Raw genomic sequence first — 25,367 nt, 5'->3', positions numbered from 1 at the left:
CCGCGGAGACAACCCATGCTGAGTCAAGGATTCGTGTCTGCCGCGGCAATCGCGGCAAGTGTTCTGTTCATCCTCTCTCTAGGGGGGTTAAGCAATCAAGAGAAAGCCAAACGGGCAGTGTGGTACGGCATCGTCGGTATGGCCGTCGGGGTCTTTTTTACTGCCTTCGGCCCCGGTATTGGCGCTTATGGCTGGATGATCCCGATGATAATCATCGGCGCAGGTATTGGCGTTTACGTGGCGAAAAAGGTCGACATGACCGAAATGCCGCAGCTCGTCGCCGCACTGCACAGCTTTGTCGGCCTAGCCGCCGTGTTTGTCGGCTGGAGCGCTGACTTGGAGCGTCGCCGCGTCATGGCGGCTCGCGCGGTTGAAGCCGGTACCGAGCAGTTCTCTGCCTTTGCGGCCCTGGTAGCCACCAAGGCGCCAGACGAGCTGATGTTTTTGCAGATCGAGGTCGTATTGGGTGTGTTCATCGGTGCGGTGACCTTCACCGGCTCGATCATTGCCTTTGGCAAGCTGGCAGGCAAGGTAGACGGCAAGGCCAAGCAGCTGCCCGGCGGCCATGCGCTCAACGCGGGCGCCGCCGCGCTTTCGCTACTGCTGGCGATTCTTTATATCAGCGGCGCCGGTTTCTGGACGCTCTTACTGATCGCGTTGCTGGCGTTCTTCATTGGTTATCACCTGATCATGGGCATTGGCGGCGCCGATATGCCGGTGGTGGTGTCGATGCTCAACAGCTATTCCGGCTGGGCGGCGGCGGCCATCGGCTTCACGCTCTCCAATGACCTGCTAATCGTGACCGGTGCGCTGGTCGGCTCCTCGGGGGCGATTCTCTCTTACATCATGTGTAAGGCGATGAACCGCAACTTCGTCAGCGTCATCCTCGGCGGATTCGGTGGCACTAGTGGGCCTGCCGCTGAAATCGAGGGCGAACAGATCGCCATCGACGCAGGTGGCGTAGCCAGTGCGCTTAACGATGCTGACAGCGTGGTCATCGTGCCTGGTTACGGCATGGCGGTAGCTCAAGCGCAGAACGCGGTCAGCGAGCTAACGCGCAAGCTGCGCAGTACCGGCAAGAACGTGCGTTTTGGCATTCACCCGGTGGCGGGTCGTTTGCCTGGGCACATGAACGTGCTCTTAGCCGAAGCCAAGGTACCCTACGATATCGTGCTGGAAATGGACGAAATCAACGACGATCTCGCTTCTACCGATGTGGTGATCGTTATCGGCTCCAACGATATCGTCAACCCGGCTGCAGAAGACGATCCCAATAGCCCGATCGCCGGCATGCCGGTATTGAAAGTGTGGCAAGCCAAGCAAGTGTTCGTGTGTAAACGCGGCCAAGGTACCGGCTACTCAGGCATCGAGAACCCGCTGTTCTTCAAAGAGAACACTCGGATGTTCTACGGCGATGCCAAGGGCAGTATCGAGTCGTTGCTACCGCAAATCGACTAACCTAACGGCAAGCCATCAGATAATGCCCCCACTACTGGGGGCGTTTTTTCGTTCTCTATGACGCGTTTGCATGGAAAGCAGTGAGTCAATGAAATAATACCATGCTGCAATGCAACAAAAATCAGCTACACTGGCAAAGCAGCCCCAAAGAAGGAATGCCGACCATGACTCACTATCCCCTGTATGATTGCGACGTGTTGCGTGCGTGGCTACGCCAAGCACTGTCGCAACGCACCTTTGTTGATGCTTTTAGCGCTTACTGCGATAAATGACTTAAGACGTTAGATGCAAAAACGTCATCAAGCTGGACAAACGTCCGGCTTTTCATTTATTGGAAAAAACCTTTCCATTCAAATAAATAAGCATTATCAAATCGTTTTGTAAGTTATTGCTTACACAATGGATGCATTTCACTTACACCTTTCGTGCTAGCAGATTCACCCCAAAATGATTAATATGTGATCCTACCCTCTCTTACGCTCGTTTTAAGCGCAGGGTATGCATAACGTAAAAATACATCCGTCAACTGCTACTTCATGAGGAGACCACGCCATGCCAATCGATGTTCTTGATGTTTGGGCTAAGCGCGCAGAACAGCAACGTACCGCTTTTGATGCGATTGCTGCCTTCATTCGCTAGCGCTGTGAAAGCGCTTTTCGCACCATCGGCATTTGACGTATTCTATTGCTTTCATGGTGCATACCGCTAGGAGACGCAATGATTGATCTACGCAGCGATACGGTAACGCGACCCACACCGGATATGTATACCGCGATGCACGCGGCGCCGGTGGGCGATGATGTTTGGGGTGATGATCCGACCGTCAATGCCTTTCAACACCGCGTTGCCGGGGAAACCGGTAAAGACGCTGCGCTGCTCTTTCCTAGCGGCACCCAAAGTAACTTAGTGGCCTTGATGTCGCACTGCGAACGTGGCGATGAGTATATCGTGGGTCAGTCCGCGCATACCTATCGCTATGAAGGCGGGGGCGCCGCCGTGTTAGGCAGCATCCAGCCGCAGCCCATCGAAAATGCGGCAGACGGTAGCCTACCGCTAGACAAAATAAGCGCTGCTATAAAAGCCGACGATTTCCATTTTGCCCGCACCCGCGTGCTGGCACTGGAAAACACCATTGGCGGCAAAGTACTGCCTGCCGACTATGTGGCCCAAGCCACCGACCTCGCGCGCGAACACGGCCTTGCCACCCACTTAGATGGCGCCCGGTTATTTAACGCCGCCATTGCTACCAATACCCCGCTGAAAACTCTCTGCCTGCCTTTTGATAGCGTATCGCTATGCTTTTCTAAAGGGCTCGGCGCCCCGATAGGTTCGGTTTTAGTCGGCTCACAGGCACTCATCGACCGTGCCCGCCGCTGGCGCAAGGTAGTGGGTGGCGGCATGCGCCAATCGGGCGTTATCGCGGCTGCCTGCCAATACGCGCTGGAGCATCACGTCGACTCGCTTGCCGACGACCACCGTCGCGCGGAACAACTCGCCGACGCCCTTGGCACCCTGCCCGGCGTCGAGCTAGCTTATATCGCGACCAATATGCTATTTGTACGTTTCCCCACTGCCCACGCCGCGCCTTTAGCCGCTTGGCTTAAGGAGCACGATATCCTACTCGACCCGTTCTATTCCGAGGACAAAACGCGCTTGGTGATTCACCGGGATATTAGCGCACGCGATATCGAGAAAGTCATCGAAAAAACAACCGCTTACTTTTCTCGTCAATAAGCTAGCCGTTCAATCAATCAAACAAACTCATCCGCTTCATCACGTTATCGCGCTTGATCCACCCGTGATATAGCGCGCCGATAACGTGAAGGGTAATCAGCACGATAAGCAACCAGCCAACGCGCTCATGCCAAAGAAACAACGTTTCTGAGAGCGCCTCGTTTTCACCGACCACGCTTGGCAGCGTCCAATAGAAAAACTGCACGGGAAAGCCGCCCGTTGCCGTGGCCAACGCGCCGAGTATGGGCATCACCACCAGTGCCAAATAAAGCAGGTGGTGAACACTCGTGCTGACGAGGCGCTCAAAGGCGTTCAACGGCGGATCGTGGTCCGGCACGACAAATGCCAGCCGAGTCATAATGCGTAGGGTCATTAATAAAAGTAGCGTGATACCCAGCGTTTTATGCGCCGTATAAAGCGCATTCGTCAACGTTTCCCCGATCAGCGCAACTGCCCGCTCAAATCCTAGAAAGCCAAGCGTAAGCCCACTTGCCAGTGAGAGTAAAACGCCCAAAGCGACTAGCCAATGCAGCACTCGATGCGGATAAATATAATGGTCCAATTCATGCATAAAAGCCCCTTGGCACTCGCCTTGTCAATTGATGAAAACTTAGTTTAGGCAATTTTGCTGCTAAAATCGCCGATCTTGATACTTCTTGCCCAGCGTTTTTCCAGCCGTTATCATCTATAACCCAGCGTGGCATTTCATTGGTGCCTGTGCTCAACGCAAGAAACACCATGAGGAATGTCCATGGTAGATTTCAAACGCTTCACCCCACTGCTGTGTTTTATCGTACTGCTGCTCGGTAGTCTCAATATCGCTTATGCGGATGATGTCACCCAGAAAGGCAAAGCTTCCTACTACAGTGACCGCTTCCAAGGCGCTACTACCGCCAGCGGCGAACCTTTCAACCAGCAAGCTTTAACGGCGGCTCACCCGAGCTTACCCTTCGGCACTAAAGTGCGCGTCACCCGGCCGGATACAGGGCAAGCAGTAGAAGTGATCATCAATGACCGCGGCCCTTACGTGCAAGGGCGGATTATAGACCTTTCCAAACGCGCAGCGCGCCAATTGGGGATGCTTAAACGCGGCGTCGCGCCGGTTCTGGTGACTCAGTTGGATTGAACGGCTTATACCGCCCTCTGGTGGCAGCGCTTATGAAGCGCTTTCATCGCCTCCGCCAGCACGAATACTGGCCCTTCCACCACAAGCCCCGGCACGACCTGCTCAATGGGAAGCGTTGCCACCGGCGGCGGCGCTACGCCAAACGCCTGCAGCCATTCGCTTAGCTGCGCGGATGAGCTGACATAGACAATCCGCCCGAGCCCGACCCAGCCATGTGCCGCCGCACACATCGGGCAATGCTCACCAGACGTGTAAACCGTCGCCTCAGCGCGCGCGCTTGGCGTCATGTTTTCCGCCGCCCAACGCGCTAACGCAAACTCAGGGTGCCGAGTCGCATCCCCGCCCGCAATACGGTTACGATCCTCCGCTAGCACCTCGCCATCGCAGCTCACCAGCACGCTACCAAACGGCTCATCACCCGCATTCAGCGCCTCTTCTGCCAACACCACACAACGCTTCAAATACGGCATTTCATGTTCAGCAATCATCGCACGCCCCCTTAGTCATCGCACGCCACTTAGTCATCGCACGCCACTTAGTCATCGCACGCCACTTAGTAAGATACCGCTTTACTCTAGTGCGAATCCGCCCGTGATACGAGCCCCTGAAATTGGCACCAGGATGCCTACCACGCCTAAAAAAGGACGCACTTGTTAAGGCAAGTGATATTCAAAGCAAAAGGCAACGTTGCCACAGCGAAGTGAAGCGGAAAAGACAAGAAAAACCAGAGGGTTTAACGCAGAAAGGATATTCGAAGGGAAAATGGTGGGCCCAGTAGGACTTGAACCTACGACCAAAGAATTATGAGTTCTCTGCTCTAACCAACTGAGCTATGGGCCCGTAAAGCGCGAGTATGATAGCGAAAGACGGATAGTGAGGCTAGCCCCTATTCACTATCCGCCTTGATAGATTTCGTTATAGGTCGAGTCGATAGCTTTTAAAGCGTCGCGAAAGTCGCCGGACATAAACATTGAGTCGGCCATCTCTTAACGCTGTCGAGACGACCATGGGCGAGGCCTACGATGCCAAGCGCTCGCTTAACCATTTACCGATATCTTGCACTTGCTGGGGGCAAAGTGCATGCGCCATGGGATATTGGCGATAATTGACCGGGTAGCCAAGCGCTTTAACCTTATCAAACCCCGCACGCCCAAGTGTTTCCGGCACGATGGGGTCAAAGTTACCGTGATGAACCTCAATGGGAATGGAGCGGTTCGCCTCGGCGAGCTCAATGCTGTCAGCGGTGGCAAAGTAAGTCGACATCGCCAAAAGCCCGCCCAACGGCTGCGAAAACGAAAGGGCCGCATGGTAGGCGACAGCGCCGCCCTGAGAGAAGCCTGCCATGATGATCCGACGGCTATCGATGCCTTGATCGATCTGCTCTTCTATCAGCGCCTGAATACGCTCGGCTGACTTTTTGAGCTGCACTTCATCCACCCGACGGCCTAAGTCCATAGCTAAAAGATCGTACCAAGCCGGCATGATCATGCCGCCGTTGACGGTGACGGGTAGTCGCGGTGCATGAGGCATGATGAAACGCACGTTCGCGTTTTCGGGCAGCGGGAGTGCTGGCACTAGCGGTTCAAAGTCGTGGCCGTCAGCCCCTAGGCCATGAAGAATAAAAACGCAGGCATCCGCTGGTTGGCCACTCTTCGGTTCAATTATCAGTTCGCCTGATTCACTCATCAGCATCTTCCTTACAAATAAAAGCGACACCCTAGCGCAAAGCAACGTTGACGGCGAGACATTGCCCGCTTAAAACGGCCAAATCAGTGGAATAAGCGCCAAGGCAATCGCGCCGGTCAGTAGGTTCAAACCAGCACCTACGCGCAAAAAATCACTAATACGGTAGCCACCAGGGCCGTGCACCATTAAGTTGGTTTGATAACCAATCGGGGTTAGAAAGCTTGCTGAGGCCGCAAACATCACCGTCACCACATAGGGCATTGGATTGACCCCCAGGCTTTCCGCTGCCGCCATGACCACCGGAAAAATGATCACCGCAGCGGCATTATTAGTGACAAGCTCTGTCAGCACCGCCACGACGCAGTAAGTGCCAATCAGCAGTAGCAGCGGGCTGCCAGCCACCAGAGACAGAATCCCCCCCGCGATTTCGTCGGCAGCTCCAGAGCTTTGCAGCGCTGCACCCACACCAAACGAGGCGGCAATGGTCAATAGCACTTGGGTATCTAACCCGCGTTTGGCAGCTCCCACGCTGCAGCAGCCGGTTAACAACGAAAGCGATGCCCCCAGCATGGCAGCGTTTAGCATACTCAATACGCCGACTGCGGCCAACAGTACAGCACCCAACAAGATCACCCAGGCCAGCGGCGCCTTTTCGTGTACCGGGCGCGCTGCGCCGTTAAGCTCGCTGATCAGCAGAAAATCTTTCGATTGGCGGTGGCGTTCAATAAATGGCGGACGCGCTTCCAGCAGCAACACATCGGCTGACTGCAAACGCACCTGCCCCAGGTTGCCCGTCACGCGCTCACCACCCCGGCAAACCGCCAATACGGCGGCACCATACAGGGTTCTAAAATGTCCATCGCGGATGCTCTGGCCGATAAATTGACACTGGTTGGATACCACCGCTTCTACCAGGCGGCGCTCTTTAAACTCTTTCTCTAGACTGGAAGCGCCATCATGGGAAGGTATCAAGCCACGTATCTGCTGTAGTTCCACGGCCGCATCGGAAGTGCCCGCAAACACTAACCGGTCGCCTGCTTTTAGCCGTTCCCCTGGCCCCACCACGCTAACCACGTTACCGGCACGCTCAATTTCGACCAGAAATAGTTCCTGCAAATGGCGTAGCCCCGCCTCTTCTACCGTGCGGTCCACCAGCACGCCTGTCGGGTCGACCTCCATTTCAATGGTGAACTCGCGGGGGTTGGCAAATGCTTTTGCCATGCCATCCCGGGAAGGCAGCAGGCGCGGTCCCAACAAGATCAAATAACTAAGCCCAACGACGGCGACAGGAATGCCTACCCAGGCCAAATCAAACAACCCCATGGCAAGGTCGGGATAACGCTCGACCAGCAATCCATGCACCACCAAGTTAGTGCTGGTACCGAATAAGGTAATCGTCCCGCCTAGAATCGACGCGAAGCTCAGTGGCATCAAAAGCCGCTGCGGAGAGAGCCGTAGCCGACGGCTCCAGCTCATCACCGCTGGAATATAGGTCGCCACTACCGGCGTATTATTAAGAAAACCACTTAGCGAGGCGACTGGCAGCAGCAACCGCACAAGTGCGCCGCGCTCTCCGGTAGGGCGGCCTAAGACATAGCGAATAATCAGATCAATGCCGCCAGTTTCACGAATGCTGGCCACTAAAACATACATAAACGCGACGGTGAACAGACCACTATTTGAAAACCCGCCTAGCGCCTGTTGCGGGTCGATAACGCCCAACGTTATCAACACTACTACCGCAGCCAACAGAATCATATCGGGGCCGAGACGTGATAGCGTCATTAGCGGGAAGATAGTCAGCACTACCCCAACCGCGATCCAAGCATCCAGCGACATAACCCCGCGCCCTTAGTAGAAGGCTTTATAAAAAGACATAACGAAAAACATGGGCTATTGTGCCGCCTTGCAGATATTCAAAAAAGTTCTTTTTAGAAACACAATAAGACCAAAAAAGCATAAGACCAATGAGGCGTGAGGCGTGAGGCGTGGCGCATGAAACAGCACATTGATTACTATAAAAGCCAAAAAACCCCGCACTTGGCGGGGTTTTTTAGCATGCTAGCGTTAGATGCTAGCTGCGAACATCAATAGCGCTAATTACAGCACTTTGATGTTAGAAGCCTGAAGGCCTTTTTTGCCCTGAGTGACGTCGAAGGAAACCTTCTGGCCGTCTTGCAGAGTTTTGAAGCCGTCAGCTTGAATCTCGGAGAAATGTGCGAACAGGTCGTCGCCATTGTCGTCAGGAGAAATGAAGCCGAAGCCTTTAGTGTCGTTAAACCACTTTACAGTACCAGTTGCCATGATCGAAGTCCTCGATTTAGCGTATTTAGAGCCGGGTAATACCCGAGTTGCAGTGGGCAGAACAAGAAACCTTCACCAGACTCAACGCTAAGCGTTTTGATACTGCTGACATCGTTCGACTTGCTAACCTACTGCGCTTATCTTGCGCTTAATTTAAGCGCACGTCAACACTATCTTGTCAGTATGTCAGGACGATGACATCGCCAGCATCCAGCCTGCCGCTTTCTCAGCGATCATTAACGTCGGCGAATTCGTATTCCCGCTAGTAATCGTCGGCATAATACCGGCATCCACCACGCGCAAGCTTTTTACACCGCGTACGTTGAGCTTTGCGTCCACTACTGCCATCGGATCATCGTCGCCTCCCATTTTCGTCGTTCCCACCGGATGAAAGATCGTCGTGCCGATGTCGCCGGCCAGTTTGGCCAGCTCGTCGTTGGTTTGGTACTCAAGCCCTGGCTTGAACTCCTCCGGCTGATATTTCGCAAAGGCGTTCTGCTCGGCAATCGTTCGCGTCACCCGCAGTGAATCCGCCGCCACCTTGCGATCCTCTGGCGTGCTCAGGTAGTTGGGCACAATCGCGGGTGCTGCTTTAGGGTCGCGGCTTTTAATGCGCACCGTGCCACGGCTTGTGGGGTTTAAGTTACAGACGCTCGCAGTAATCGCCGGGAAATCATGCAGCGGCTGACCGAACGCATCCAAACTTAACGGCTGAACATGGTATTCAATGTTGGCATGCGCGTGGTCATCCGAGCTGCGGGTAAAAATACACAGCTGCGACGGCGCCATGCTCATCGGGCCGGTGCGCTTTAGGGCGTACTCTAAACCAATCTTGGCTTTGCCCATCAGCGAATTGGCCATCGTATTGAGCGTTTTTGCGCCCTTCACTTTATAAACCGAGCGGATTTGCAGGTGATCCTGCAAGTTTTCACCCACGCCGGGAAGCTCCGCTACCACGTCGATATCGTGTTCGGCCAACAAATCCTTCGGACCAATCCCGGAAAGCTGCAAAATCTGCGGCGACCCAATGGTTCCCGCGCTTAACACCACCTCTTTATTTGCGATGACCGTCAGCGTTTTGCCATCTCGCGTAAGCTCCGCGCCTACGCAGCGAGGTGTGCTGGCCTCACGCTCAAACAACAACCGGTTGACGTGGGTCGAATGCCAAATGGTGAGATTTGGACGTTTTTTCGCGGGCCTCAAAAACGCTTTGGACGTATTCCAACGCCACCCGCTGCGCTGATTAACCTCGAAATAGTCGACGCCTTCGTTATCGCCACGATTAAAGTCTTGGGTACGCGGAATACCCGCTTGTACCGCCGCTTCCGCGAAGTCGTCCAGCACCTGCCAGCTCAAACGTTGCTTTTCGATGCGCCATTCGCCGCCGTGGCCATGGTAGCGGCGGTGCTCGTCGTCAGCGTCGCCGCCGCCGTCCAAGCGGCAATGGTCTTCGTGCTTGATGAAATCGGGCAAGCAGTTTTCCCAACGCCAAGCGTCATCACCGGTTGCCTCGGCCCATTGATCGTAGTCTCGCGCCTGACCGCGCAGATAGAGCATGCCATTGATACTTGAGCAGCCACCCAGTGTTTTACCGCGCGGATAAATCAGCGAGCGGCCATTGAGGCCTTGATCCGGCTCGGTGCGAAAGCGCCAATCGGTACGCGGGTTATTGATGCAGTAGAGATACCCCACCGGAATGTGGATCCAGTGGTAGGTATCCCGGCCGCCCGCTTCGATCAGCAGGACCCGATTCCCCGGATCGGCGCTCAGTCGATTGGCCAGCAGGCACCCGGCGGTGCCTGCTCCCACGACGATATAGTCAAATCTGTGTTCCGCCACGGCATGCTCTCCCAGCCAGCCTTGTTTTATTTGTGTGTCAGCATGACAAACTCAGCGTCGGCATCAACCGTGTCTGACCAACGCACCTGACGTGAATTTGAATATCATTGATCTATATCAATACACCGAGACGATATTCAAGCTTAGATAAAGGGTCTAATTCTGGTAACAAAAACGACAACGTTAAGGAAAACTCACCATGTCGCAGTTTTTATCCCTCTCCCCAAGCGGTGAACGAGACCACACGTCCGACCAATACCATGCCCCAGCTCGACGTTTTACGCTGTTGCAGCGGCTGAGCCTGCAAAGCAAAATTTTGCTGCTAGTGCTCACGCCCCTGCTGATTGCCTGCATTGGGTTGGTCGGCGCGGAAGCGTTTGAGCGCACCAAAGATAACCGTGCACAACTGACCCAACAGCGCGAAATGCTGGTTGAGTCGCGCACTGAAAGCGTGACCAATATCGTTAAGATGGCGGCCTCATCGATTAACTCGTTAGTTGAAGGCAGTGGCAGCCTACCTGCCCGCCAAGCCGAGGCTCGCGAGCGCTTGCGCGAGTTGCGCTTTGAGAACGGCAACTACATTTTTGTCTTCGATACCGATGGCACCATGCTGGTGCAGTCAGCGGTGCCCGAGCAGGAGGGGCAGTCGATGATGAACGCAACAGACGCCGAAGGCCAACCTTTTGCTCGCCGCTTGATCGAGACCGCCCAGGATGGCGGTGGCATCTATCAGTACCACTGGCCGAACCCCGCCACCGGCGACACTGAAGCCAAGTACTCCTACACCATGCTAATACCTGAGTGGAATTGGGTGATCGGCGCTGGCGTTTATATGACCGACATCAACACCGAAATGGCCCGCATCGAAGCCGCCGCCGCAGCCGATTTGCGCCAGACGCTAACCAAGATTATCGGCGCATCACTGCTACTTTTCTGTGCGATTGCCGCTATTACCGTCTGGGTGACCCGGCGCATCGTCGGACAAATTCAACGCACTGCCTCAGCCATGGAAGAGATCGCCGCCGAAGTGGCCGACGGGCGTGGCGATTTAACCCGCCAACTAAGCGTAGCCAGCGACGATGAAATCGGCCACCTTGCCGATCAGTTCAATGCGTTTATGACGCGCATCCGCGAGACGCTACTTACCGTGCGGCAAAGCGCTGACAGCGTTTACCAAGCCTCCAACGAGATCGCCCAGAGCAGTGAAGAACTTGCCGCGCGCACCGATCAATCTGCAGCCAACTTGCAGCAGACCTCCTCTGCCATGGAGGAGATCACCGCCACCGTCTCCCATAGCGCCGATAACGCCCAGAAGGCCAACCAGCTCGCCTCTGAAACAGCTAACGTAGCACGACGTGGCGATGACACCATGCGCCAAGTGGAACATACAATGGTAGAGATTGATGACGCTTCCGCGCAGATAGGCGATATCATCAGCATGATCGATTCGATTGCTTTCCAAACCAATATTCTGGCACTCAACGCCTCGGTAGAAGCAGCCCGCGCGGGCGAGCACGGACGAGGGTTTGCCGTTGTCGCCCAAGAAGTCCGCCAACTCGCGTCTCGCTCAAGCGATGCGGCGAAAGAGATTCGTTCTTTGATTGACACCTCGGTTGAGTGCTCGCGCCACGGCAAAACCACTGTGAGTGAGGCGGGCGATACCATGCGTCATATCGTGACTAGCGTTATGCAGGTAGCCGATGTAATTGCCGAAATCAGCGCCGGAGCCCAGGAGCAAAGTAGCGGTATCGATGAGGTGAACCAAGCGGTCGGCGACATGGACGCCATGACGCAGCGCAACGTCAGCATGGTAGAACGCTCCTCCACCACGGCGGGCAGCATGCGCCAGCAGGCAGAGCAGCTAAAAAGCCTCATTGGCACTTTCGTGCTCGAAGAGAGCGAGCGCCGCACACTAATGCCTGCGCAACCCTAAACACCCTCTACAAAAATCAAGCACTATATAAAAATCAAGACGATATAAAACATAATAAAAAAACAGGAACCTGTCAGCGATAAAACCTTCTATAGGTGTGTCCCTTTTTGGACTCATACGACGCTTGGAGTGTTTATGTCGCTTTTGACAGGTTTTCACCCCCTGACGCTTATGGTTGTCGCCGCGGCAGGCAGCCTGAGCTTTCCTCTTGCCGCTGACACCGACAACAAAACCAATGCTGATACTCATGCGGATACAAGCGCCCAGGCTATTTTCGCCGGTGGCTGTTTCTGGTGTATGGAACCACCCTACGACCGCCAGCGTGGTGTCAGCGCCACCACCTCAGGCTACATTGGCGGCGAGTCAGACAACCCCACCTATGAAGAAACCAACGAAGGCGATACCGGCCACGCCGAAGCAGTGAAAATTGAATACGACCCCGAACAGATCAACTACGAACAGCTGTTAGCCATTTTTTGGCGCAATATCGACCCGTTCGCCGAGGACCAACAGTTTTGCGATGAGGGCAGCCAGTACCGTTCGGCAATCTTTTATGGCAACGACGAACAGCGTGAACTCGCCCTAGCGAGCAAAGCCGACATGGAAGACCGTTTTGGGCGCGATATTGCGACCGAGATCGTTCCTGCGAATACCTTCTGGTCAGCCGAGGAGTACCACCAGAACTACTACGAAAAAAATCCGGTGCGCTACAAGTTCTACCGCTTTAGCTGCGGCCGCGATGGTCGCTTAGAAGAGGTGTGGGGTGAGGAAGCGGGCGGCCCGACCTACAAATAACGCGGCAACCGGACAAATGATCATGAAACGTTTTTAACGCGAGCTTATGGTTAGCGCCTTAATTAAGGCGCTAACAATTTATTCGTGAAAAATCTCCATTTTTCTATTAGAGTAGTAAGCCATCACAAATAGACCGGTCGACTATTACCAGTTGATGTTCGCACTCAACGGCTTGAACCTTAGCCTTATTTAACCGTTGATCTAAAGATAGGAGATTTTATGAGCAACCGTATTACGACCGTAAACCCCACCACCGGCGAAGCGCTTACCCACTACACGCTGATGGATTCCAGCCAGGCAAAGCAGGTGGTCGAGGCAAGTCACGAGGCGTTTCTTGATTGGCGGCTAAAGCCACTAGAGCACCGCGCTAAGGTAGTCAAAGCCATCGGTCAGGCGCTTAACGAACACAAAGAAGCGCTCACTGAGTTAATGGTAAAAGAGATGGGCAAACTGCCCGAAGAAGCCCGCCAGGAAGTTGATTTATGTGTGGGTATTTGCGACTACACTGCTGAGCACGGCCCCACCAAGCTGGCCGATGAGGTGCGCAATCCCAGCAACGGTGAGCGTGGAATTGTGACGTACTCGCCCACGGGGGTCATCTACGGCATTCAGCCGTGGAATTTCCCCGCTTATCAAGTAGTGCGTTACTCCATCGCTAACATTATGGCGGGCAACAGCGTGCTGCTAAAACATGCTGAAATCGTGACGGGCAGCGGACTGCTACTTGAAAAAATTTACCGCGAAGCCGGCCTGCCGAAGAATGTTTTTCGCACGCTGATTATTTCTCATGATGTTTCCGATGAGGTGATTGCCCACAAAGCAGTGCGTGGCGTCACTCTCACCGGTAGCGACGGCGCAGGGCGTAAAGTAGCGACAAAAGCCGCTGAACATTTGAAGAAAACGGTGTTGGAACTGGGTTCCAACGATGCTTTTCTGGTACTGGACGACGCCGACTTGGATGTTGCCATCGATACGTGTGTAAAAGGCCGGGTATTCAATGGCGGCCAAACCTGTGTCGCCGCCAAACGTTTTGTGGTGACCAATGCCAACTATGAAGCGTTCAAAGAGCGTCTTGTGGCGAAAATGAAGGCGTTAAAAGCGGGCGACCCCAATGCTCCCGATAGCGACCTTGGCCCCATGGCGCGAGTGGACCTGCGTGACGGCCTGCACGATCAAGTAACACAGAGCGTTAGCAAAGGCGCGAACGTGCTTTGTGGCGGTGAGAAGCCGGAAGGCAAAGGTGCCTTTTACCCGGTCACCGTGCTGGATAACGTGACACCCGGCCAACCCGCCTACGATGATGAGCTGTTTGGCCCCGTGGCAGCGCTGATTCGCGCCAAAGATGATGAAGACGCCATGCGTATCGCCAACGACAGCCGCTATGGGCTTGGCGGCGGCATTATATCCAAAGACGTGAAACGTGCCACGGAGCTGGCCAGCAAGTATTTCGATACCGGTATGGTGTTTATTAACGGCTTTGGTGTTGCTACCCCGGAAATGCCTTTTGGCGGAGTCAAAGATTCCGGCTACGGACGTGAGCACGGCGGTTTCGGCATGCTTGAATTTGTGAATGCCAAATCAGTGATTGTGGTGCAAGAGTAATGCGGTAAACGCTTAAAAGCGTGAGCCTTAAAAAATAGCGCCGCTAGCGTTTCATCAGGCTAGCGGCGCTTTTTTCGTTGCTCGTATTTTTATAAGCTTCAATGCTGTTCGGAGACTCCGCGCTGCCATAGTGCTAGCCCAACCGCCATCACTACCCACGTCGCTATCGCCGCGATAACATCATCCAAAACAATGCCGAAACCGCCATGAACATACTCTGCCAGATGAATCGGCGGCGGCTTGATCGAATCGAAGAAGCGGTAAATAACGAATGCCAGCGCCATTACCAGTGGATGACGCGCCGCTTGCAACCCTATTACCGCCAGCGGAAACGCTAGGTACTCATCAGCGACGATGCTGCCATGGTCTAACCCGGCGTAATACTGCCGCGCAGCAGCGTGGCAAATCGGCACCGCAAGGGCCAGCAGAACCACCATGATGGTCCCTTGCTGAACCAGCGGGCGGCTCAACAGCCACCACGCCAGCGGAATCCCCAACAGCGATCCCACCGTCCCAGGCGCCATCGGCGCTAGCCCCAATCCAAAGCCGGTGGCTAACCAAAAAATAACCGTATCCAGCATTACCCCGCCTGCTGCGCTTGGCGCTTGGAGCCGACGAGTAGTCCCATCACCCCACCGCCAAGCAGGCTTTTCATATCAAAATCGCTACTGGAACTGCTCGCATTTTGTTGACGGCTCGGCCCCTGGCTGCCGCCGCCGAACTGTTTCGAGAGACCACTCAGCATCCCTTGAACATCGACACCGCTACCCTTCTGGCTCCCGCCGGCCTGTTGCATCAACTGCTGAAGAATTTTGCTTGCATTCATTACATGCCTCCCCGTTTGGACAACGCCGTTTTGCGCCCGTCTATCGAGCTCGCGGGGCGTATCTTTGTACCGTTAACGTATGCCTAATATGCGACGCCAACGCGCGCGACACAATATCCTAAACGCTTATTACGCGGCGCCGGTTTGTACCCGCCACTGAGCGGCGTAGTGGCCGTTAGCGCCAAGCAGTTCGCCATGAGTGCCACGCTCAGCTACCTGGCCTTTCTCGATCACTACGATTTCATCGGCGTGCACGATGGTGGATAGCCGGTGGGCAATCATGATCACCGTGCGCCCATGGGCGATGTGTTTCAGCGAGCGCTGAATGGCCGCCTCGGTTTCGTTGTCCACCGCGCTGGTGGCCTCATCCAGCACCAAAATCGGTGGGTCTTTCAGCAGCGCCCGAGCCAATGAGAGGCGCTGACGCTGGCCGCCGGAGAGACGCACGCCCCGCTCTCCCACCGGCGTATCCAGCCCTTCGGGCAACATCTCGATGAAGCTCCACGCTTCCGCCGTTTTAGCGGCGTCGATAATCGTCGCGTCGCCAGCCTCGGGCTTGCCGTAGGCGATGTTGTCGCGGATGCTGCCTTCAAACAGGTAAACGTCCTGGCTGACCAGGCCTATTGCTTGTCGGAGTGAGTGCATACTTACCTCATTCACCGGCTGGCCATCGATCAACACTCGCCCATCTTCCGGGTCGTAAAAGCGCAGCAGCAGCTTGACCAAGGTCGATTTACCCGACCCGGTCGCGCCGACCAGCGCCAGCGTATGCCCGGCAGGCGCGTGGAGATTCACCGCATCGACGCCTACTTGGCTGGCAGCGTAATGAAAACTCACCGACTCAAAGCGCACCTCGCCCTTAACTGGCTGGGACATGGGTGTGGAGCTGTCATCCCTCACGGTAATCGGCTCTTCCAGCAGGTCGAGAATCCGTCGGGTGCTGGCCATGGCGCGCTCAAACAGGTCAATCACCTGTGCTAAGCCGGTCAGCGGCCAGAGCAGACGTTGAGTCAGAAAGACCAATACGCCGTAGGCGCCCACGTTCAAGTTGCCGTTAAGCGCCATCATGCCGCCGACAGTAAAGGTGGCGAGAAAGCCTGCCAAAATCGCCATGCGAATTACCGGAATAAACGCCGAGCTCACTTTGATAGCGCGACGATTGGCGTCGACATAGGCTTCGCTGGCGTCGCGCAGGCGCTCGGCTTCACGGGCTTCGCTGGTGAAGCTTTTGATCGTGGCGATACCGCTTAAATTGTTGGAAAGGCGGCTTGATAGATCACCCACCTTTTCACGCACGTCGTTATATAGTGGCCCGGCTTTGCGCTGGAAGAAAAACGCGCCCCAGATAATCAACGGAATCGGGGTAAACGCGAGTAGCGCGATCAACGGCGCAAGCACGAAAAAGACCGCGCCCACGGCAAGCACGGTAACGCCTACTTGAATCAGCGCGTTGGCACCGCCGTCGAGAAAACGCTCCAGTTGATTGACGTCATCGTTCATGGTGGCGACCAGCTGGCCCGAGCTTTTCGACTCAAAAAACGCCATGTCCAGCCACTGGGCATGCTCGTAGGCATCTTGGCGCATATTGGCCTGCAGCCGTTGGGCTAAGTTGCGCCACAGGACTTGAAAGAGATATTCAAACAGCGATTCCCCCGCCCAAATAAAGAAGGTCAGCGCAGCCAGCATGGTGATTTGCTCTTGCGGCGTTTCAAATCCCAGGCTCGCCACAAAGCTCTGTTCCTGATTAACCACCACGTCAATGGCCACGCCGATGAGAATTTCCGGTGCAATATCAAACAGCTTGTTGATAATCGAACAGACGGTGGCCGTCATGATTTGACGCCGATAGCCTTTGGCATAGCGCAAAAGGCGCATCAACGCCTGAAAGCTGTTCGTCGAAGAAGAAGCCACGTGGGTTCCTTAGCAATTGTCAGAAGTTAAAAAGCGAACCTTAACGCCTTGAGCGCTTGACGCTAGCCAACAGCGGGCTGCCGGTGTCAGGGTCGGTCAAGAGGGTACACTCTACCTGGTAAAGTGTATGCACCAGCGCCGGTGTGACCACCTCAGCTGGCGCGCCCTGGGCGACAATCCGCCCGTCGCACAGGGCGATTAGGTGGTCAGCGTAGCGGCAGGCACTGGCCAGGTCGTGGAGCACCATCACCACCGTACGGCCATCACAGGCCAGGTGACGCACCAGTTCAAACACCTCGATCTGATGGCCTAAATCCAACGCGGACGTTGGCTCATCAAGCAGTAACAGCGGCGTTTGCTGAGCGATGGTCATAGCGATCCACGCCCGTTGGCGCTGCCCGCCGGAAAGCGCTTCCAACGGACGTTCGGCCAACGCTTCAAGCCCAGCGGCGGCGAGTGCGTGCTCGACCACGCGCTGATCTTCCGCCGACCATTGGCGCAGCCATCCCTGGTGGGGTTGGCGGCCAAAGCGAATCAGTTCGTTGACGGTCAGCCCTTCCGGCGCGACGGCTTCTTGCGGCAGTAGCGCCAGCTGGGTAGCGAGCTTCCGGGCGGGCAGGCGCTGAATGTCTTCGCCGTTTAACAGTACCGCGCCGCTTTCCGGCTTGTGCAACCGAGCCAGGCCGGACAACAACGTAGATTTGCCGCAGCCGTTAGGGCCAACAATCGCGGTTACCTGGCCGCTGGGCAAGCTGACACCCAGTGACTCGATGACACGCCGGGTGCCATAGCTCAGAGCAAGCGATTGGGTGGCAAGCGTAGGGGTTGGTTCAGCAGGCGTCATGCATGGCTCCGTTGCGGGCGCATTAGTATCCATAATAACCAGGGGCCGCCAATCACGGCGATGACAATGCCGACGGGAATCTCAATTGGCGCTAACAAAGTGCGCCCGGCAAGATCCGCCAGCACCATCACCAACGCCCCTGACAGCAGTGACGCGACGAAAGGCACTTGGCGGGAGCTGGAAAGCGAGCGGGCGATTTCCGGGCCGATAAGCCCCACCATACCAACCGGCCCGGCTACCGCCACCGCCAACGCGGTCAATACCACCGACAGCATCAGCACCTGAAAACGCCACGCTTTGACGTTAATACCCAGCCCGTAGGCGGTGGCGTCTTTAAAGCGCATTAGCGATAACGGCCGCGCGACGAACCCTGCGGCTACGATGCCTACCGTCAGCCCTATGGCGAGCAAGCCTACCGCGTTGTCATGGCGGGCATTGAGCGACCCGACAGTCCAAGGGTAAGCGGCATTGGCGACATCAATCGCCACCCGCGCCAGCATCAACTGGGTGAGCGCACCAAACACCGCGCCCACGCCAAACCCCGCGACGATAAAGCGGTAGCCCTGAGTGCCACCACCCGCCACTAACCCAAAGGTTAACGCGGCGGCCGTGGCGGCCCCCACCAGCGCCATGGCGGGCGGGGCGATGGAAACACCCACGTTCACGATGGATGCCACAGCAAAGGCCGTTGCACCGTTATCGATACCGATAATCCCCGGCGTAGCCAGCCGATTACGGGCCAGGGTTTGCATCAGCACTCCCGCAAGCGCAAAAGCGCCTCCGGTCAAGCAGGCGGCGGCCAGCCTGGGCAAGCGCAGTTCTTGAACGGTAAACACGCTGATCATCTCACCCGCGCCGAATAGCGCCGGAATTACCGCGCTTGGAGCCAACGCCATGCTGCCCAGGCCCAAGTAGAGCACGCAGACGCACAGCAGCGCGACAAAAAGCCCCGTGCTGACAACCAGCGAACGCCGCTCAATCAGCAGGCTACAGGCATTGCCGCGCGGGGATTGCCATGCAATACGCCAGTAACCTGGCGGCGCGGCTACCCGTGGTGAACTGCGCTCAAGCATAAAAGCCGACGTGGAAAGGTCACTTGCGTTCGATTTCATGGGCATTCAACGCCAGACGTTACAAAGTTGGAAGACGCCGGGCGCGCACCACCGCGACCAGCACAGGCGCACCGCATAATGCGGTCAGCACGCCAATAGGTAGCTCCGAGGGCGCCACCACCACGCGGGCGATGATATCGGCCGAGAGCACCATCAATGGGCCAATCGGTAGGCAAAACCACAGCGTGTGGCGAATATCCGGCCCGGCCATCGCCCGCGCGGCAAACGGCACCACTAGGCCGATAAAGGCAATCGGCCCGGCAATCGCCGTGGCGGCACCCACCAGCACGGCCACGCAGGCCACGACACACCAACGGATGAGCCCAGGGTGATGGCCCAAGCCAGACGCCGCTCGCTCGCCCAATGCCAATGCCGACAACGGGCGGGCGATTAATGCTACCGCCACGGCCGCGATCAACAGGCTGGGTAGCAGCGCAACCACATCGTCGAGGCGTCGCCCAGCGAGGCTGCCTATCACCCAGAAACGGATTTCATCCGCCACGCGCTGATCAAACAGCAGCATCAGCGAGGTAAGCGACCCAAGCAGCCCCGAAAACGCCGCCCCTGCCAACACCAAACGCACCGGGTCGCTGCCTACGCCGCGAACGCGGGTAACGCTCAGCACACACACGCAGCCTATCAAAGCCCCTAACTGGGCAACCGAAATACGCAACGTGGCCGCACTGGCGCCCATGACAAGCGCTATCGCCACGGCAAAAGCAGCGCCAGCGCTAACGCCCAACAGGCCGGGTTCGGCGAGCGGGTTACGCGACACCGCCTGAAGCAGCGCCCCCGCCACCCCCAGCGCCATGCCGACAATAATGCCGATCAATGTGCGCGGCGCGCGCAGCTGCCACACCACAAAGCTTGCGTCGCTATCCTGGCTACCGCCCAGCGCCGTCAGGGCACGCAGCGGGCCGACGTCACCTGCGCCAATCAGCAAGCTAACGAGACTCACCGCCACGAGGGCGGTGAGGAGTAACGGCATTTGCGTTCGTGGATTGGCAACGCATATCGGCATCACGGCAACAGGGCAGCTTCGACATCGTCAAGAATCGCCAGGGCAGCCAGCGGGCCGTTGGCGCTGGTCCATAGCTGACCGTTTACCGGCACCACTTGGTCGCGCTGAACCACGTCAAGCCGCATAAAAGCACGGCTCTGCTTGGCCGATGCCAAGGCTTCCTGGCCGTCTTCATTGAGCGTGGCCAGACACAGCCAGTCGCCATCCACCTGGGAAAGGTTTTCAAGGCTGAGCACATCGCTATGCACGCCGCGCTCGCCCACTAGCCCAGCGTCTTCTACCGTCAGGCCTACTTGAGTGAGTAGCCCGGCGGCAAACAGGTTTTTCGACATGACCATCGGCCCGCCCGGCATCCAGCGCACCACAAAGGCATTGCCGTCCACGCCTGAAGCCTCCAGGGCGCCAGCGATCTCAGCGGCGCGTTCGTCAACGGCGTTAATCGCGTCTTCAATGGCATCCAGACGGTTCAGCGCGTCGCCGTACAGGCGAGCTTCGTCCTTCCAGTTATCCGGGGCCATTGGCTGGGTGGGCGGCACCACGGTGGGTGCAATGCGCGAAAGCAGCTGATACTGCGCTTGAGTGAGCCGAGCGGGCGCTAAGATTAAATCCGGGCGCTGCTCAAGCACTGCCTCAAGGTTAATCTCGCGTACGACGCCCATGATCGCAGGCCGCTTATCGCCTAAATGCGCGTCAATATACTCGGCCACGTTATCGCCGCCGCGAGTGGTTACCGCGCCTAGCGGCATTACGCCAGCCGCCAGGGAAGCATCCAGCGCGCCCTCGTAGAGTGTGACCACACGCTCAGGCGTGTCCGTCACGTCTACCTCGCCATAAGCGGTATCGAGCGTGCGCGCCTCGACGGCGCTCACCAAACATCCACTCAGTAGTAGTCCTACAATGCCACTGCGCAACGTTACGGCCCGCATAAGGTGTCCTCGCTATTAAAACAGCCAAAGATAATAACGATTATCAAAAACGCTTGCATCCATATTCCAGCGAATACCCTGTTCCGCACTACGCAACGCTCTCAAATCACATGCTCAAGTCAGCCGTTGTAAAATGTGCAACACACCGCTTCTGTGGATCACCTCGTATTTGGGAACTTTTATTTTTAGAATCCACGTCTCATTTGATAACTAATATCATCAGTTAATAAACATCGTCTTTAAGAGGATTCCCAGCAAGGGTTTACCGCCAGTGCGACACTGTTCCACAACCAGTTTGACGACAAAATCTCTCGAGGCGGCGATATTCTGGTTGAGAACGATCCGCTGATTCCTAACGGGTTATACGATCAAGATATCAATATCGATGAAGCGATCACCCAGGGGGTGGAGATTTCAACCGGTTATCAGTTCTCCCCGGACTGGCGCTTGAACGCCAACTACACCTACACCGATAGCGAGCAGAAAAGCGGGGGTAATAAAGGCGAGCCGCTCACCGATACACCAGAGCACGCCGTTAACGCTACCCTACGCTGGCAGGCGACCGCCAAGCTAGATGCCTGGTTCTCTGCAGAGTACCGCAGCGAGCGCTACCGCAACCGCGAGCGTGTACGCGGTGCACCTTCCTTTGATGATTTAGGTGATTTCAACGCTTACTCGCTATTCAACCTCGGTGGTAATTACGCATTCACAGAGCAATTCATGGTAAGCGCGACGATTTATAACTTGTTCGACAAAGACTTCGTCGACTATCAAAGCTACGCATCAACCAACCGTTCGGGCAAGCCACAAACCAGCTACGGAAATCGCTACGCCAATAGCGAAGAAGGCCGCCGCCTATGGCTATCGGCGCGCTACGCGTTCTAACGGCTTAAGCTAGCCTATTATTTCGATCCTTATGCTGACATTTTTCCCCGGCACCCGTCGGGGCTTTTTTTATGGTGCGCCAGGCAGTGATATAAGCACCTCGATCTCTCACTGAAAAAAACGGGCGGTGCCATTCAATGGCCCGCCCGTTTTTCTATCTAAGGTCAGGTATTCAGCAGGGAGCCTGCTTCGCATTGTCAGAGGCCAGGGTGCGGCAATAAACCTAGAACGCCCATGAAGTGCAACACAGCCACAGCAACACCATAAAAAACGACCAGGACAATCATCTTGCTCCCTCCCGGTGCCACAAAACCTGCCTCACCTGTTGCCATAGCACGTGATTTTCTCGCCAGCAATGCAGGAACGATACACGTCCAAACGGTAGCAGCGGCGCCCGCATAACCAATCGCGATTAAAAAACCGAAAGGAAAGAATAAGGACAAGACAAGAGGCGGAAAAAAAGTCGCCACCCATGTTTTCATACGGCCTTTACGGTTATTTTCAAAGCCAAGCAGATCAGCGATAAAATCAAACACGCCCAGGCCAACACCGACGAAAGACGAAAAAATAGCCGCTGCTGAAAAAATACTGATGATGTTGGATACCCGCTCAGATTCTATCGCGCCTCCCAGACTCGATAACAGAACGTCTACATCTCCGCCTTGAGAAATGACGGGGCCAAACTCATAACGGGGCAAGTTTCCATACACACTAAACACCCACACAACATACAGGCATAAGGCTATTAATGTGCCTATCAATATTGCCCTTTTGGCTAAGTCTTCACTTTTATAGTAAGACCGCAACGAGGCGACTGAGTGATGATATCCAAAGGATGTCAGTGCCACAGGAAACATGGCAAAAACGTAAGGGAAATAGTGAGACTCTTGAGAAAATCCGTTAAAAAGGTTAGACATATCAACATTAAATGTCAGACCAAACACGCCAAACAGAAAACTCAAAATCATAAAAATGATGAGAATCACTGATACCCGATCAACCGACCGGGTTGAGTGAAGCACAAACGCTGAGAAAACAAACGCAAATAAAATGGAAGCCACTTCACTGCTTACATTGACCACCTTCTCAATCATCAACCCTGCCGATGTTATATATGCGTAAAGCAAAATCCCACCGACAAAATAAACCATTACGTTATTAACAAGATTTACTTTATTTCCCAGCAAATCTTTCGTAACGGTACTGAACGACGCTCTATATTCATAATTTTTCAATGCTTCTAGTAACATCCAGCCCGATACTGTCATGACAAGCATTGTGATAATCAACGCCAATGCGGACCATAGCATCCAGGCACCCGCTCCAGCGGTCGGCAACCCGAGCATGCCTGCCCCGACACAGACACTTGCCACGATACTGGCACCGCCAAAAATAGATGGTTTATTTGTCATCGTAATCATCCTGTCGCCCATCGCATGGTAAAGCATCACCATGAGTCGTCATTTTTGTTATTAACGAAGATCAATCACGCTTCTCGAGAAGGCTTACCTTAAAGCTGGCAGTTTATTAGCCTGATTGGTTCTGCCACTATGAGGACGGCCTAAACAGCCGCCTCCATCACTTATGAGAAATCAGGTACGCCAAAAAAAGACCCCGTCATCGTTAACTACATCGCGGTTCTAACTGACCAAAGTTCAGGAAAAAACTTTAAATCCAAGGCTTTTTTAAGATAAGAAACCCCCGCAGTGCCTCCCGTACCTGTTTTATACCCAATAATTCTTTCCACTGTTTTCATATGACTAAAACGCCATTTCTGAAAATTGTATTCGGTATCAATCAGTTTCTCGGCCAGCTCATAGAGGTCCCAATACTGATTGGTATCGCTATAGATTTCAGCCCAGACAGCCTCAACCTCGGGAGAGGCTATATACGGCTCGGACCAGTCACGGTTAACCACGTTGTCGGGAAGATTGAAGCCACGGCGATTAAGCAGCTTCAGGCACGAGTCATAAAGGCTTGGCGCATGTAATACATTCATCAGGTGCTGATAGTTCTTAGGGTGTGAACGATGCACTTCGACTAGCCCTGGATGCTTATTACCCAGAAGAAATTCCAGTTCGCGGTATTGGTAAGACTGGAACCCTGAGCTTTGCCCAAGGCTATCGCGAAAGGCAATATAATCCGCCGGTGTCATGGTAACCAATACTTCCCAAGCCTGGATCATCTGCTCCTGAATTCTTGCGACACGCGTCAACATTTTGAGGGCTGGTCGCAGTTCGTCGGCCATAATGTTATTCGCAGCCGCATGGGCTTCATGAAGACACTGTTTGAGCCATAATTCAGAGACCTGATGGATAATGACAAACAGCATCTCATCGTGAACCTCTGACCGGGGACGTTGACAGGACAGCAGTGGTTCCAGCTCCAGGTATTGCCCATAGCTTATATCCTGGTCCCAGTGAACGCTTTTCTCATCATCCAGGTTCAATGCGTTTTGGCTCGCCTTGTTCTTATCATTACCGTTCATAGCCACTCCCTTTAAGACATTTATCGCTTTTATCTACCCGTCATGGGGTTACGGAAAAACTTCCACGCTATTGGTGATTAAAATGCATGAAACTGGTATTTAAATACTCAAGAATATCGAAGTGATCGCAATCTGGCCGAGTGTAAAGTTCTGCGCTCACACCCGCCTGCGTTGCTCGCTCCTTCAGTGCCTCGCCTTGCGCACGAAAAGCGGGGGGGTCCAACTCACCGTGCACTAATTGCAATGGCGGCAGCCCATGCAATGTCTGGTATAAGGGGCTAAGCCGCTCGGCTCGTTCGGCGTCCAGCTCCAGGGGTTCGTTGATATAGGTGCCTACCAGAGGCTGAAGATCGTAGATACCACTGATCAGAAAGAGTGATTCAATGCCATCTAATCGCTCCTCGCCCAGACAGCTCATCAGGGCTAACTGGGCCCCTGCGCTGTGCCCACCCAAATGAAAACACCCATTCAGCTCAAGCGCTGCTGACTCACGGCGCAACATCTCTACCCCTTGCCGGCAAGCTGCCACCATCGCTTCCATTGAGGCCTCCGGCGCCAAAGGATAATCCATCGAGGCGAAGGCCCAGCCCTGCTCTAGCCAATGGGAGGCCATAAAATCGACGGCGGAAGCATTTAACTCCTGCCAGTAACCCCCATGCAGAAACACCATTAGCGGCCTGGGCTTCTCGCCTTGGGGTATAAAAAGATTCATTCCTTCCAGACGACCGGCGCCATAGGCCAAACGTTTAGGCGGATGGCGCTGACTTAGCCGTTCCCCCCACCCTGCCTGGCGAGCCAGCGTTGCCTCAAAATCCCGAGCCCAGCGGCTAGGGGAATAGGCATGTTCACGCGCAGCAATGGCATCATCAGGCAACAT

Annotated in this window: 22 protein-coding genes, 1 tRNA gene and 1 pseudogene; 7 read left to right on the top strand and 17 right to left on the bottom strand. The window is 55.1% G+C overall.

Translation table 11 applies throughout. From position 1 onward, the window contains the following. Window positions 1-15: 15 nt before the first annotated feature. Both M8006_RS05950 and ltaE read left to right on the top strand, forming a co-directional pair. Window positions 16-1,458, top strand: coding sequence for an NAD(P)(+) transhydrogenase (Re/Si-specific) subunit beta (locus tag M8006_RS05950; protein WP_250080545.1), 1,443 nt, complete (start codon window positions 16-18; stop codon window positions 1,456-1,458). 717 nt (window positions 1,459-2,175) lie between these two features. After that, window positions 2,176-3,192: a low-specificity L-threonine aldolase gene (gene ltaE, locus M8006_RS05945; protein WP_250080544.1), complete on the top strand. Its 1,017-nt coding sequence runs from the start codon at window positions 2,176-2,178 to the stop codon at window positions 3,190-3,192. Window positions 3,193-3,205: 13 nt separating this feature from the next. Here ltaE and M8006_RS05940 read toward each other — a convergent pair whose 3' ends face one another. Further along, on the bottom strand, window positions 3,206-3,763 hold the full coding sequence (locus M8006_RS05940) for a cytochrome b (protein ID WP_250080543.1): 558 nt from the start codon (window positions 3,761-3,763) through the stop codon (window positions 3,206-3,208). A gap of 180 nt (window positions 3,764-3,943) precedes the next feature. Between M8006_RS05940 and M8006_RS05935 the strand changes: the two genes are divergently transcribed. Beyond that, the gene (locus M8006_RS05935; protein WP_250080542.1) at window positions 3,944-4,318 is read left to right on the top strand and encodes a septal ring lytic transglycosylase RlpA family protein; all 375 of its coding nucleotides are present in this window, start codon (window positions 3,944-3,946) and stop codon (window positions 4,316-4,318) included. 5 nt (window positions 4,319-4,323) lie between these two features. Here the strand turns inward: M8006_RS05935 and M8006_RS05930 are convergent, their stop codons facing one another. The 6 genes from M8006_RS05930 to M8006_RS05905 all read right to left on the bottom strand — a co-directional run bounded on the left by M8006_RS05930 (window position 4,324) and on the right by M8006_RS05905 (window position 10,147). Beyond that, window positions 4,324-4,806, bottom strand: coding sequence for a nucleoside deaminase (locus M8006_RS05930; protein ID WP_250080541.1), 483 nt, complete (start codon window positions 4,804-4,806; stop codon window positions 4,324-4,326). Window positions 4,807-5,081: 275 nt separating this feature from the next. Further along, window positions 5,082-5,158 (bottom strand) — tRNA-Ile (locus M8006_RS05925). A gap of 177 nt (window positions 5,159-5,335) precedes the next feature. Next, window positions 5,336-6,004, bottom strand: a complete 669-nt coding sequence (locus tag M8006_RS05920; RefSeq protein ID WP_250080540.1) for an alpha/beta hydrolase — start codon at window positions 6,002-6,004, stop codon at window positions 5,336-5,338. Between the two features lie 69 nt (window positions 6,005-6,073). Beyond that, complete coding sequence (locus M8006_RS05915) at window positions 6,074-7,843, bottom strand: SLC13 family permease (RefSeq protein ID WP_250080539.1); 1,770 nt, start codon at window positions 7,841-7,843, stop codon at window positions 6,074-6,076. Between the two features lie 261 nt (window positions 7,844-8,104). Beyond that, entirely contained in the window at window positions 8,105-8,308 is a 204-nt protein-coding gene (locus M8006_RS05910; protein ID WP_009101184.1) for a cold-shock protein, read from the bottom strand. A gap of 186 nt (window positions 8,309-8,494) precedes the next feature. Further along, on the bottom strand, window positions 8,495-10,147 hold the full coding sequence (locus M8006_RS05905) for a GMC family oxidoreductase (RefSeq protein WP_250080538.1): 1,653 nt from the start codon (window positions 10,145-10,147) through the stop codon (window positions 8,495-8,497). 199 nt (window positions 10,148-10,346) lie between these two features. Between M8006_RS05905 and M8006_RS05900 the strand changes: the two genes are divergently transcribed. The 3 genes from M8006_RS05900 (at window position 10,347) to M8006_RS05890 (ending at window position 14,477) form a co-directional block, all read left to right on the top strand. Then, window positions 10,347-12,080, top strand: a complete 1,734-nt coding sequence (locus M8006_RS05900; RefSeq protein WP_250080537.1) for a methyl-accepting chemotaxis protein — start codon at window positions 10,347-10,349, stop codon at window positions 12,078-12,080. Between the two features lie 135 nt (window positions 12,081-12,215). Continuing rightward, window positions 12,216-12,875 (top strand): peptide-methionine (S)-S-oxide reductase MsrA, encoded by a 660-nt coding sequence (gene msrA / locus M8006_RS05895; RefSeq protein ID WP_250080536.1) that lies wholly within the window; start codon window positions 12,216-12,218, stop codon window positions 12,873-12,875. A gap of 219 nt (window positions 12,876-13,094) precedes the next feature. Continuing rightward, a complete protein-coding gene (locus tag M8006_RS05890; protein WP_250080535.1) occupies window positions 13,095-14,477 on the top strand; it encodes an NAD-dependent succinate-semialdehyde dehydrogenase in 1,383 nt (460 codons plus the stop codon). A gap of 98 nt (window positions 14,478-14,575) precedes the next feature. Here M8006_RS05890 and M8006_RS05885 read toward each other — a convergent pair whose 3' ends face one another. The 7 genes from M8006_RS05885 to M8006_RS05855 all read right to left on the bottom strand — a co-directional run bounded on the left by M8006_RS05885 (window position 14,576) and on the right by M8006_RS05855 (window position 21,117). Next, window positions 14,576-15,058: a phosphatidylglycerophosphatase A family protein gene (locus tag M8006_RS05885; RefSeq protein ID WP_250080534.1), complete on the bottom strand. Its 483-nt coding sequence runs from the start codon at window positions 15,056-15,058 to the stop codon at window positions 14,576-14,578. After that, complete coding sequence (locus tag M8006_RS05880) at window positions 15,058-15,303, bottom strand: hypothetical protein (protein ID WP_430886809.1); 246 nt, start codon at window positions 15,301-15,303, stop codon at window positions 15,058-15,060. Before M8006_RS05880 ends, M8006_RS05885 begins: the two co-directional genes overlap by 1 nt. Before the next feature lie 129 nt (window positions 15,304-15,432). Further along, the gene (locus tag M8006_RS05875) at window positions 15,433-17,178 is read right to left on the bottom strand and encodes an ABC transporter ATP-binding protein (RefSeq protein ID WP_250080617.1); all 1,746 of its coding nucleotides are present in this window, start codon (window positions 17,176-17,178) and stop codon (window positions 15,433-15,435) included. A gap of 76 nt (window positions 17,179-17,254) precedes the next feature. Beyond that, entirely contained in the window at window positions 17,255-18,058 is an 804-nt protein-coding gene (locus tag M8006_RS05870; protein WP_250080533.1) for an ABC transporter ATP-binding protein, read from the bottom strand. After that, on the bottom strand, window positions 18,055-19,131 hold the full coding sequence (locus M8006_RS05865; protein ID WP_250080616.1) for a FecCD family ABC transporter permease: 1,077 nt from the start codon (window positions 19,129-19,131) through the stop codon (window positions 18,055-18,057). Before M8006_RS05865 ends, M8006_RS05870 begins: the two co-directional genes overlap by 4 nt. A 58-nt stretch (window positions 19,132-19,189) precedes the next feature. Beyond that, the gene (locus M8006_RS05860; protein ID WP_250080532.1) at window positions 19,190-20,158 is read right to left on the bottom strand and encodes a FecCD family ABC transporter permease; all 969 of its coding nucleotides are present in this window, start codon (window positions 20,156-20,158) and stop codon (window positions 19,190-19,192) included. 32 nt (window positions 20,159-20,190) lie between these two features. Continuing rightward, on the bottom strand, window positions 20,191-21,117 hold the full coding sequence (locus M8006_RS05855) for an ABC transporter substrate-binding protein (protein WP_250080531.1): 927 nt from the start codon (window positions 21,115-21,117) through the stop codon (window positions 20,191-20,193). A gap of 267 nt (window positions 21,118-21,384) precedes the next feature. On the opposite strand from M8006_RS05855, the pseudogene M8006_RS05850 reads away from it, so the two are divergent. Then, a pseudogene (locus tag M8006_RS05850) lies at window positions 21,385-22,002 on the top strand (TonB-dependent receptor domain-containing protein); the annotation flags it as partial. 197 nt (window positions 22,003-22,199) lie between these two features. Here M8006_RS05850 and M8006_RS05845 read toward each other — a convergent pair. The 3 genes from M8006_RS05845 to M8006_RS05835 form a co-directional block, all read right to left on the bottom strand. Next, a complete protein-coding gene (locus M8006_RS05845; RefSeq protein ID WP_250080530.1) occupies window positions 22,200-23,456 on the bottom strand; it encodes an aromatic amino acid transporter in 1,257 nt (418 codons plus the stop codon). A 173-nt stretch (window positions 23,457-23,629) separates the two neighbouring features. Then, window positions 23,630-24,490: a tryptophan 2,3-dioxygenase gene (gene kynA, locus M8006_RS05840; RefSeq protein WP_250080529.1), complete on the bottom strand. Its 861-nt coding sequence runs from the start codon at window positions 24,488-24,490 to the stop codon at window positions 23,630-23,632. 67 nt (window positions 24,491-24,557) lie between these two features. Continuing rightward, entirely contained in the window at window positions 24,558-25,367 is an 810-nt protein-coding gene (locus M8006_RS05835; RefSeq protein ID WP_250080528.1) for an alpha/beta hydrolase, read from the bottom strand.

It is taken from the genome of Halomonas llamarensis (assembly GCF_023555005.1).
In the GTDB taxonomy this organism is placed as follows: Bacteria; Pseudomonadota; Gammaproteobacteria; order Pseudomonadales; family Halomonadaceae; genus Vreelandella; species Vreelandella llamarensis.
Note: the sequence above shows the minus strand (reverse complement) of the source record. Positions and strands in the feature narration are given on the sequence as shown.

Bases quoted from the DNA above. Each gene is read 5' to 3' on its own strand.
- M8006_RS05950 (WP_250080545.1), top strand. From the start codon at position 16: ATGCTGAGTCAAGGATTCGTGTCTGCCGCGGCAATCGCGGCAAGTGTT.
- ltaE (WP_250080544.1), top strand. From the start codon at position 2,176: ATGATTGATCTACGCAGCGATACGGTAACGCGACCCACACCGGATATG.
- M8006_RS05940 (WP_250080543.1), bottom strand. From the start codon at position 3,763: ATGCATGAATTGGACCATTATATTTATCCGCATCGAGTGCTGCATTGG.
- M8006_RS05935 (WP_250080542.1), top strand. From the start codon at position 3,944: ATGGTAGATTTCAAACGCTTCACCCCACTGCTGTGTTTTATCGTACTG.
- M8006_RS05930 (WP_250080541.1), bottom strand. From the start codon at position 4,806: ATGATTGCTGAACATGAAATGCCGTATTTGAAGCGTTGTGTGGTGTTG.
- M8006_RS05920 (WP_250080540.1), bottom strand. From the start codon at position 6,004: ATGAGTGAATCAGGCGAACTGATAATTGAACCGAAGAGTGGCCAACCA.
- M8006_RS05915 (WP_250080539.1), bottom strand. From the start codon at position 7,843: ATGTCGCTGGATGCTTGGATCGCGGTTGGGGTAGTGCTGACTATCTTC.
- M8006_RS05910 (WP_009101184.1), bottom strand. From the start codon at position 8,308: ATGGCAACTGGTACTGTAAAGTGGTTTAACGACACTAAAGGCTTCGGC.
- M8006_RS05900 (WP_250080537.1), top strand. From the start codon at position 10,347: ATGTCGCAGTTTTTATCCCTCTCCCCAAGCGGTGAACGAGACCACACG.
- msrA (WP_250080536.1), top strand. From the start codon at position 12,216: ATGTCGCTTTTGACAGGTTTTCACCCCCTGACGCTTATGGTTGTCGCC.
- M8006_RS05890 (WP_250080535.1), top strand. From the start codon at position 13,095: ATGAGCAACCGTATTACGACCGTAAACCCCACCACCGGCGAAGCGCTT.
- M8006_RS05885 (WP_250080534.1), bottom strand. From the start codon at position 15,058: ATGCTGGATACGGTTATTTTTTGGTTAGCCACCGGCTTTGGATTGGGG.
- M8006_RS05880 (WP_430886809.1), bottom strand. From the start codon at position 15,303: ATGAATGCAAGCAAAATTCTTCAGCAGTTGATGCAACAGGCCGGCGGG.
- M8006_RS05875 (WP_250080617.1), bottom strand. From the start codon at position 17,178: ATGCGCCTTTTGCGCTATGCCAAAGGCTATCGGCGTCAAATCATGACG.
- M8006_RS05870 (WP_250080533.1), bottom strand. From the start codon at position 18,058: ATGACGCCTGCTGAACCAACCCCTACGCTTGCCACCCAATCGCTTGCT.
- M8006_RS05865 (WP_250080616.1), bottom strand. From the start codon at position 19,131: ATGCTTGAGCGCAGTTCACCACGGGTAGCCGCGCCGCCAGGTTACTGG.
- M8006_RS05860 (WP_250080532.1), bottom strand. From the start codon at position 20,158: ATGCCGTTACTCCTCACCGCCCTCGTGGCGGTGAGTCTCGTTAGCTTG.
- M8006_RS05855 (WP_250080531.1), bottom strand. From the start codon at position 21,117: ATGCGGGCCGTAACGTTGCGCAGTGGCATTGTAGGACTACTACTGAGT.
- M8006_RS05845 (WP_250080530.1), bottom strand. From the start codon at position 23,456: ATGGTGATGCTTTACCATGCGATGGGCGACAGGATGATTACGATGACA.
- kynA (WP_250080529.1), bottom strand. From the start codon at position 24,490: ATGAACGGTAATGATAAGAACAAGGCGAGCCAAAACGCATTGAACCTG.
- M8006_RS05835 (WP_250080528.1), bottom strand. From the start codon at position 25,367: ATGTTGCCTGATGATGCCATTGCTGCGCGTGAACATGCCTATTCCCCT.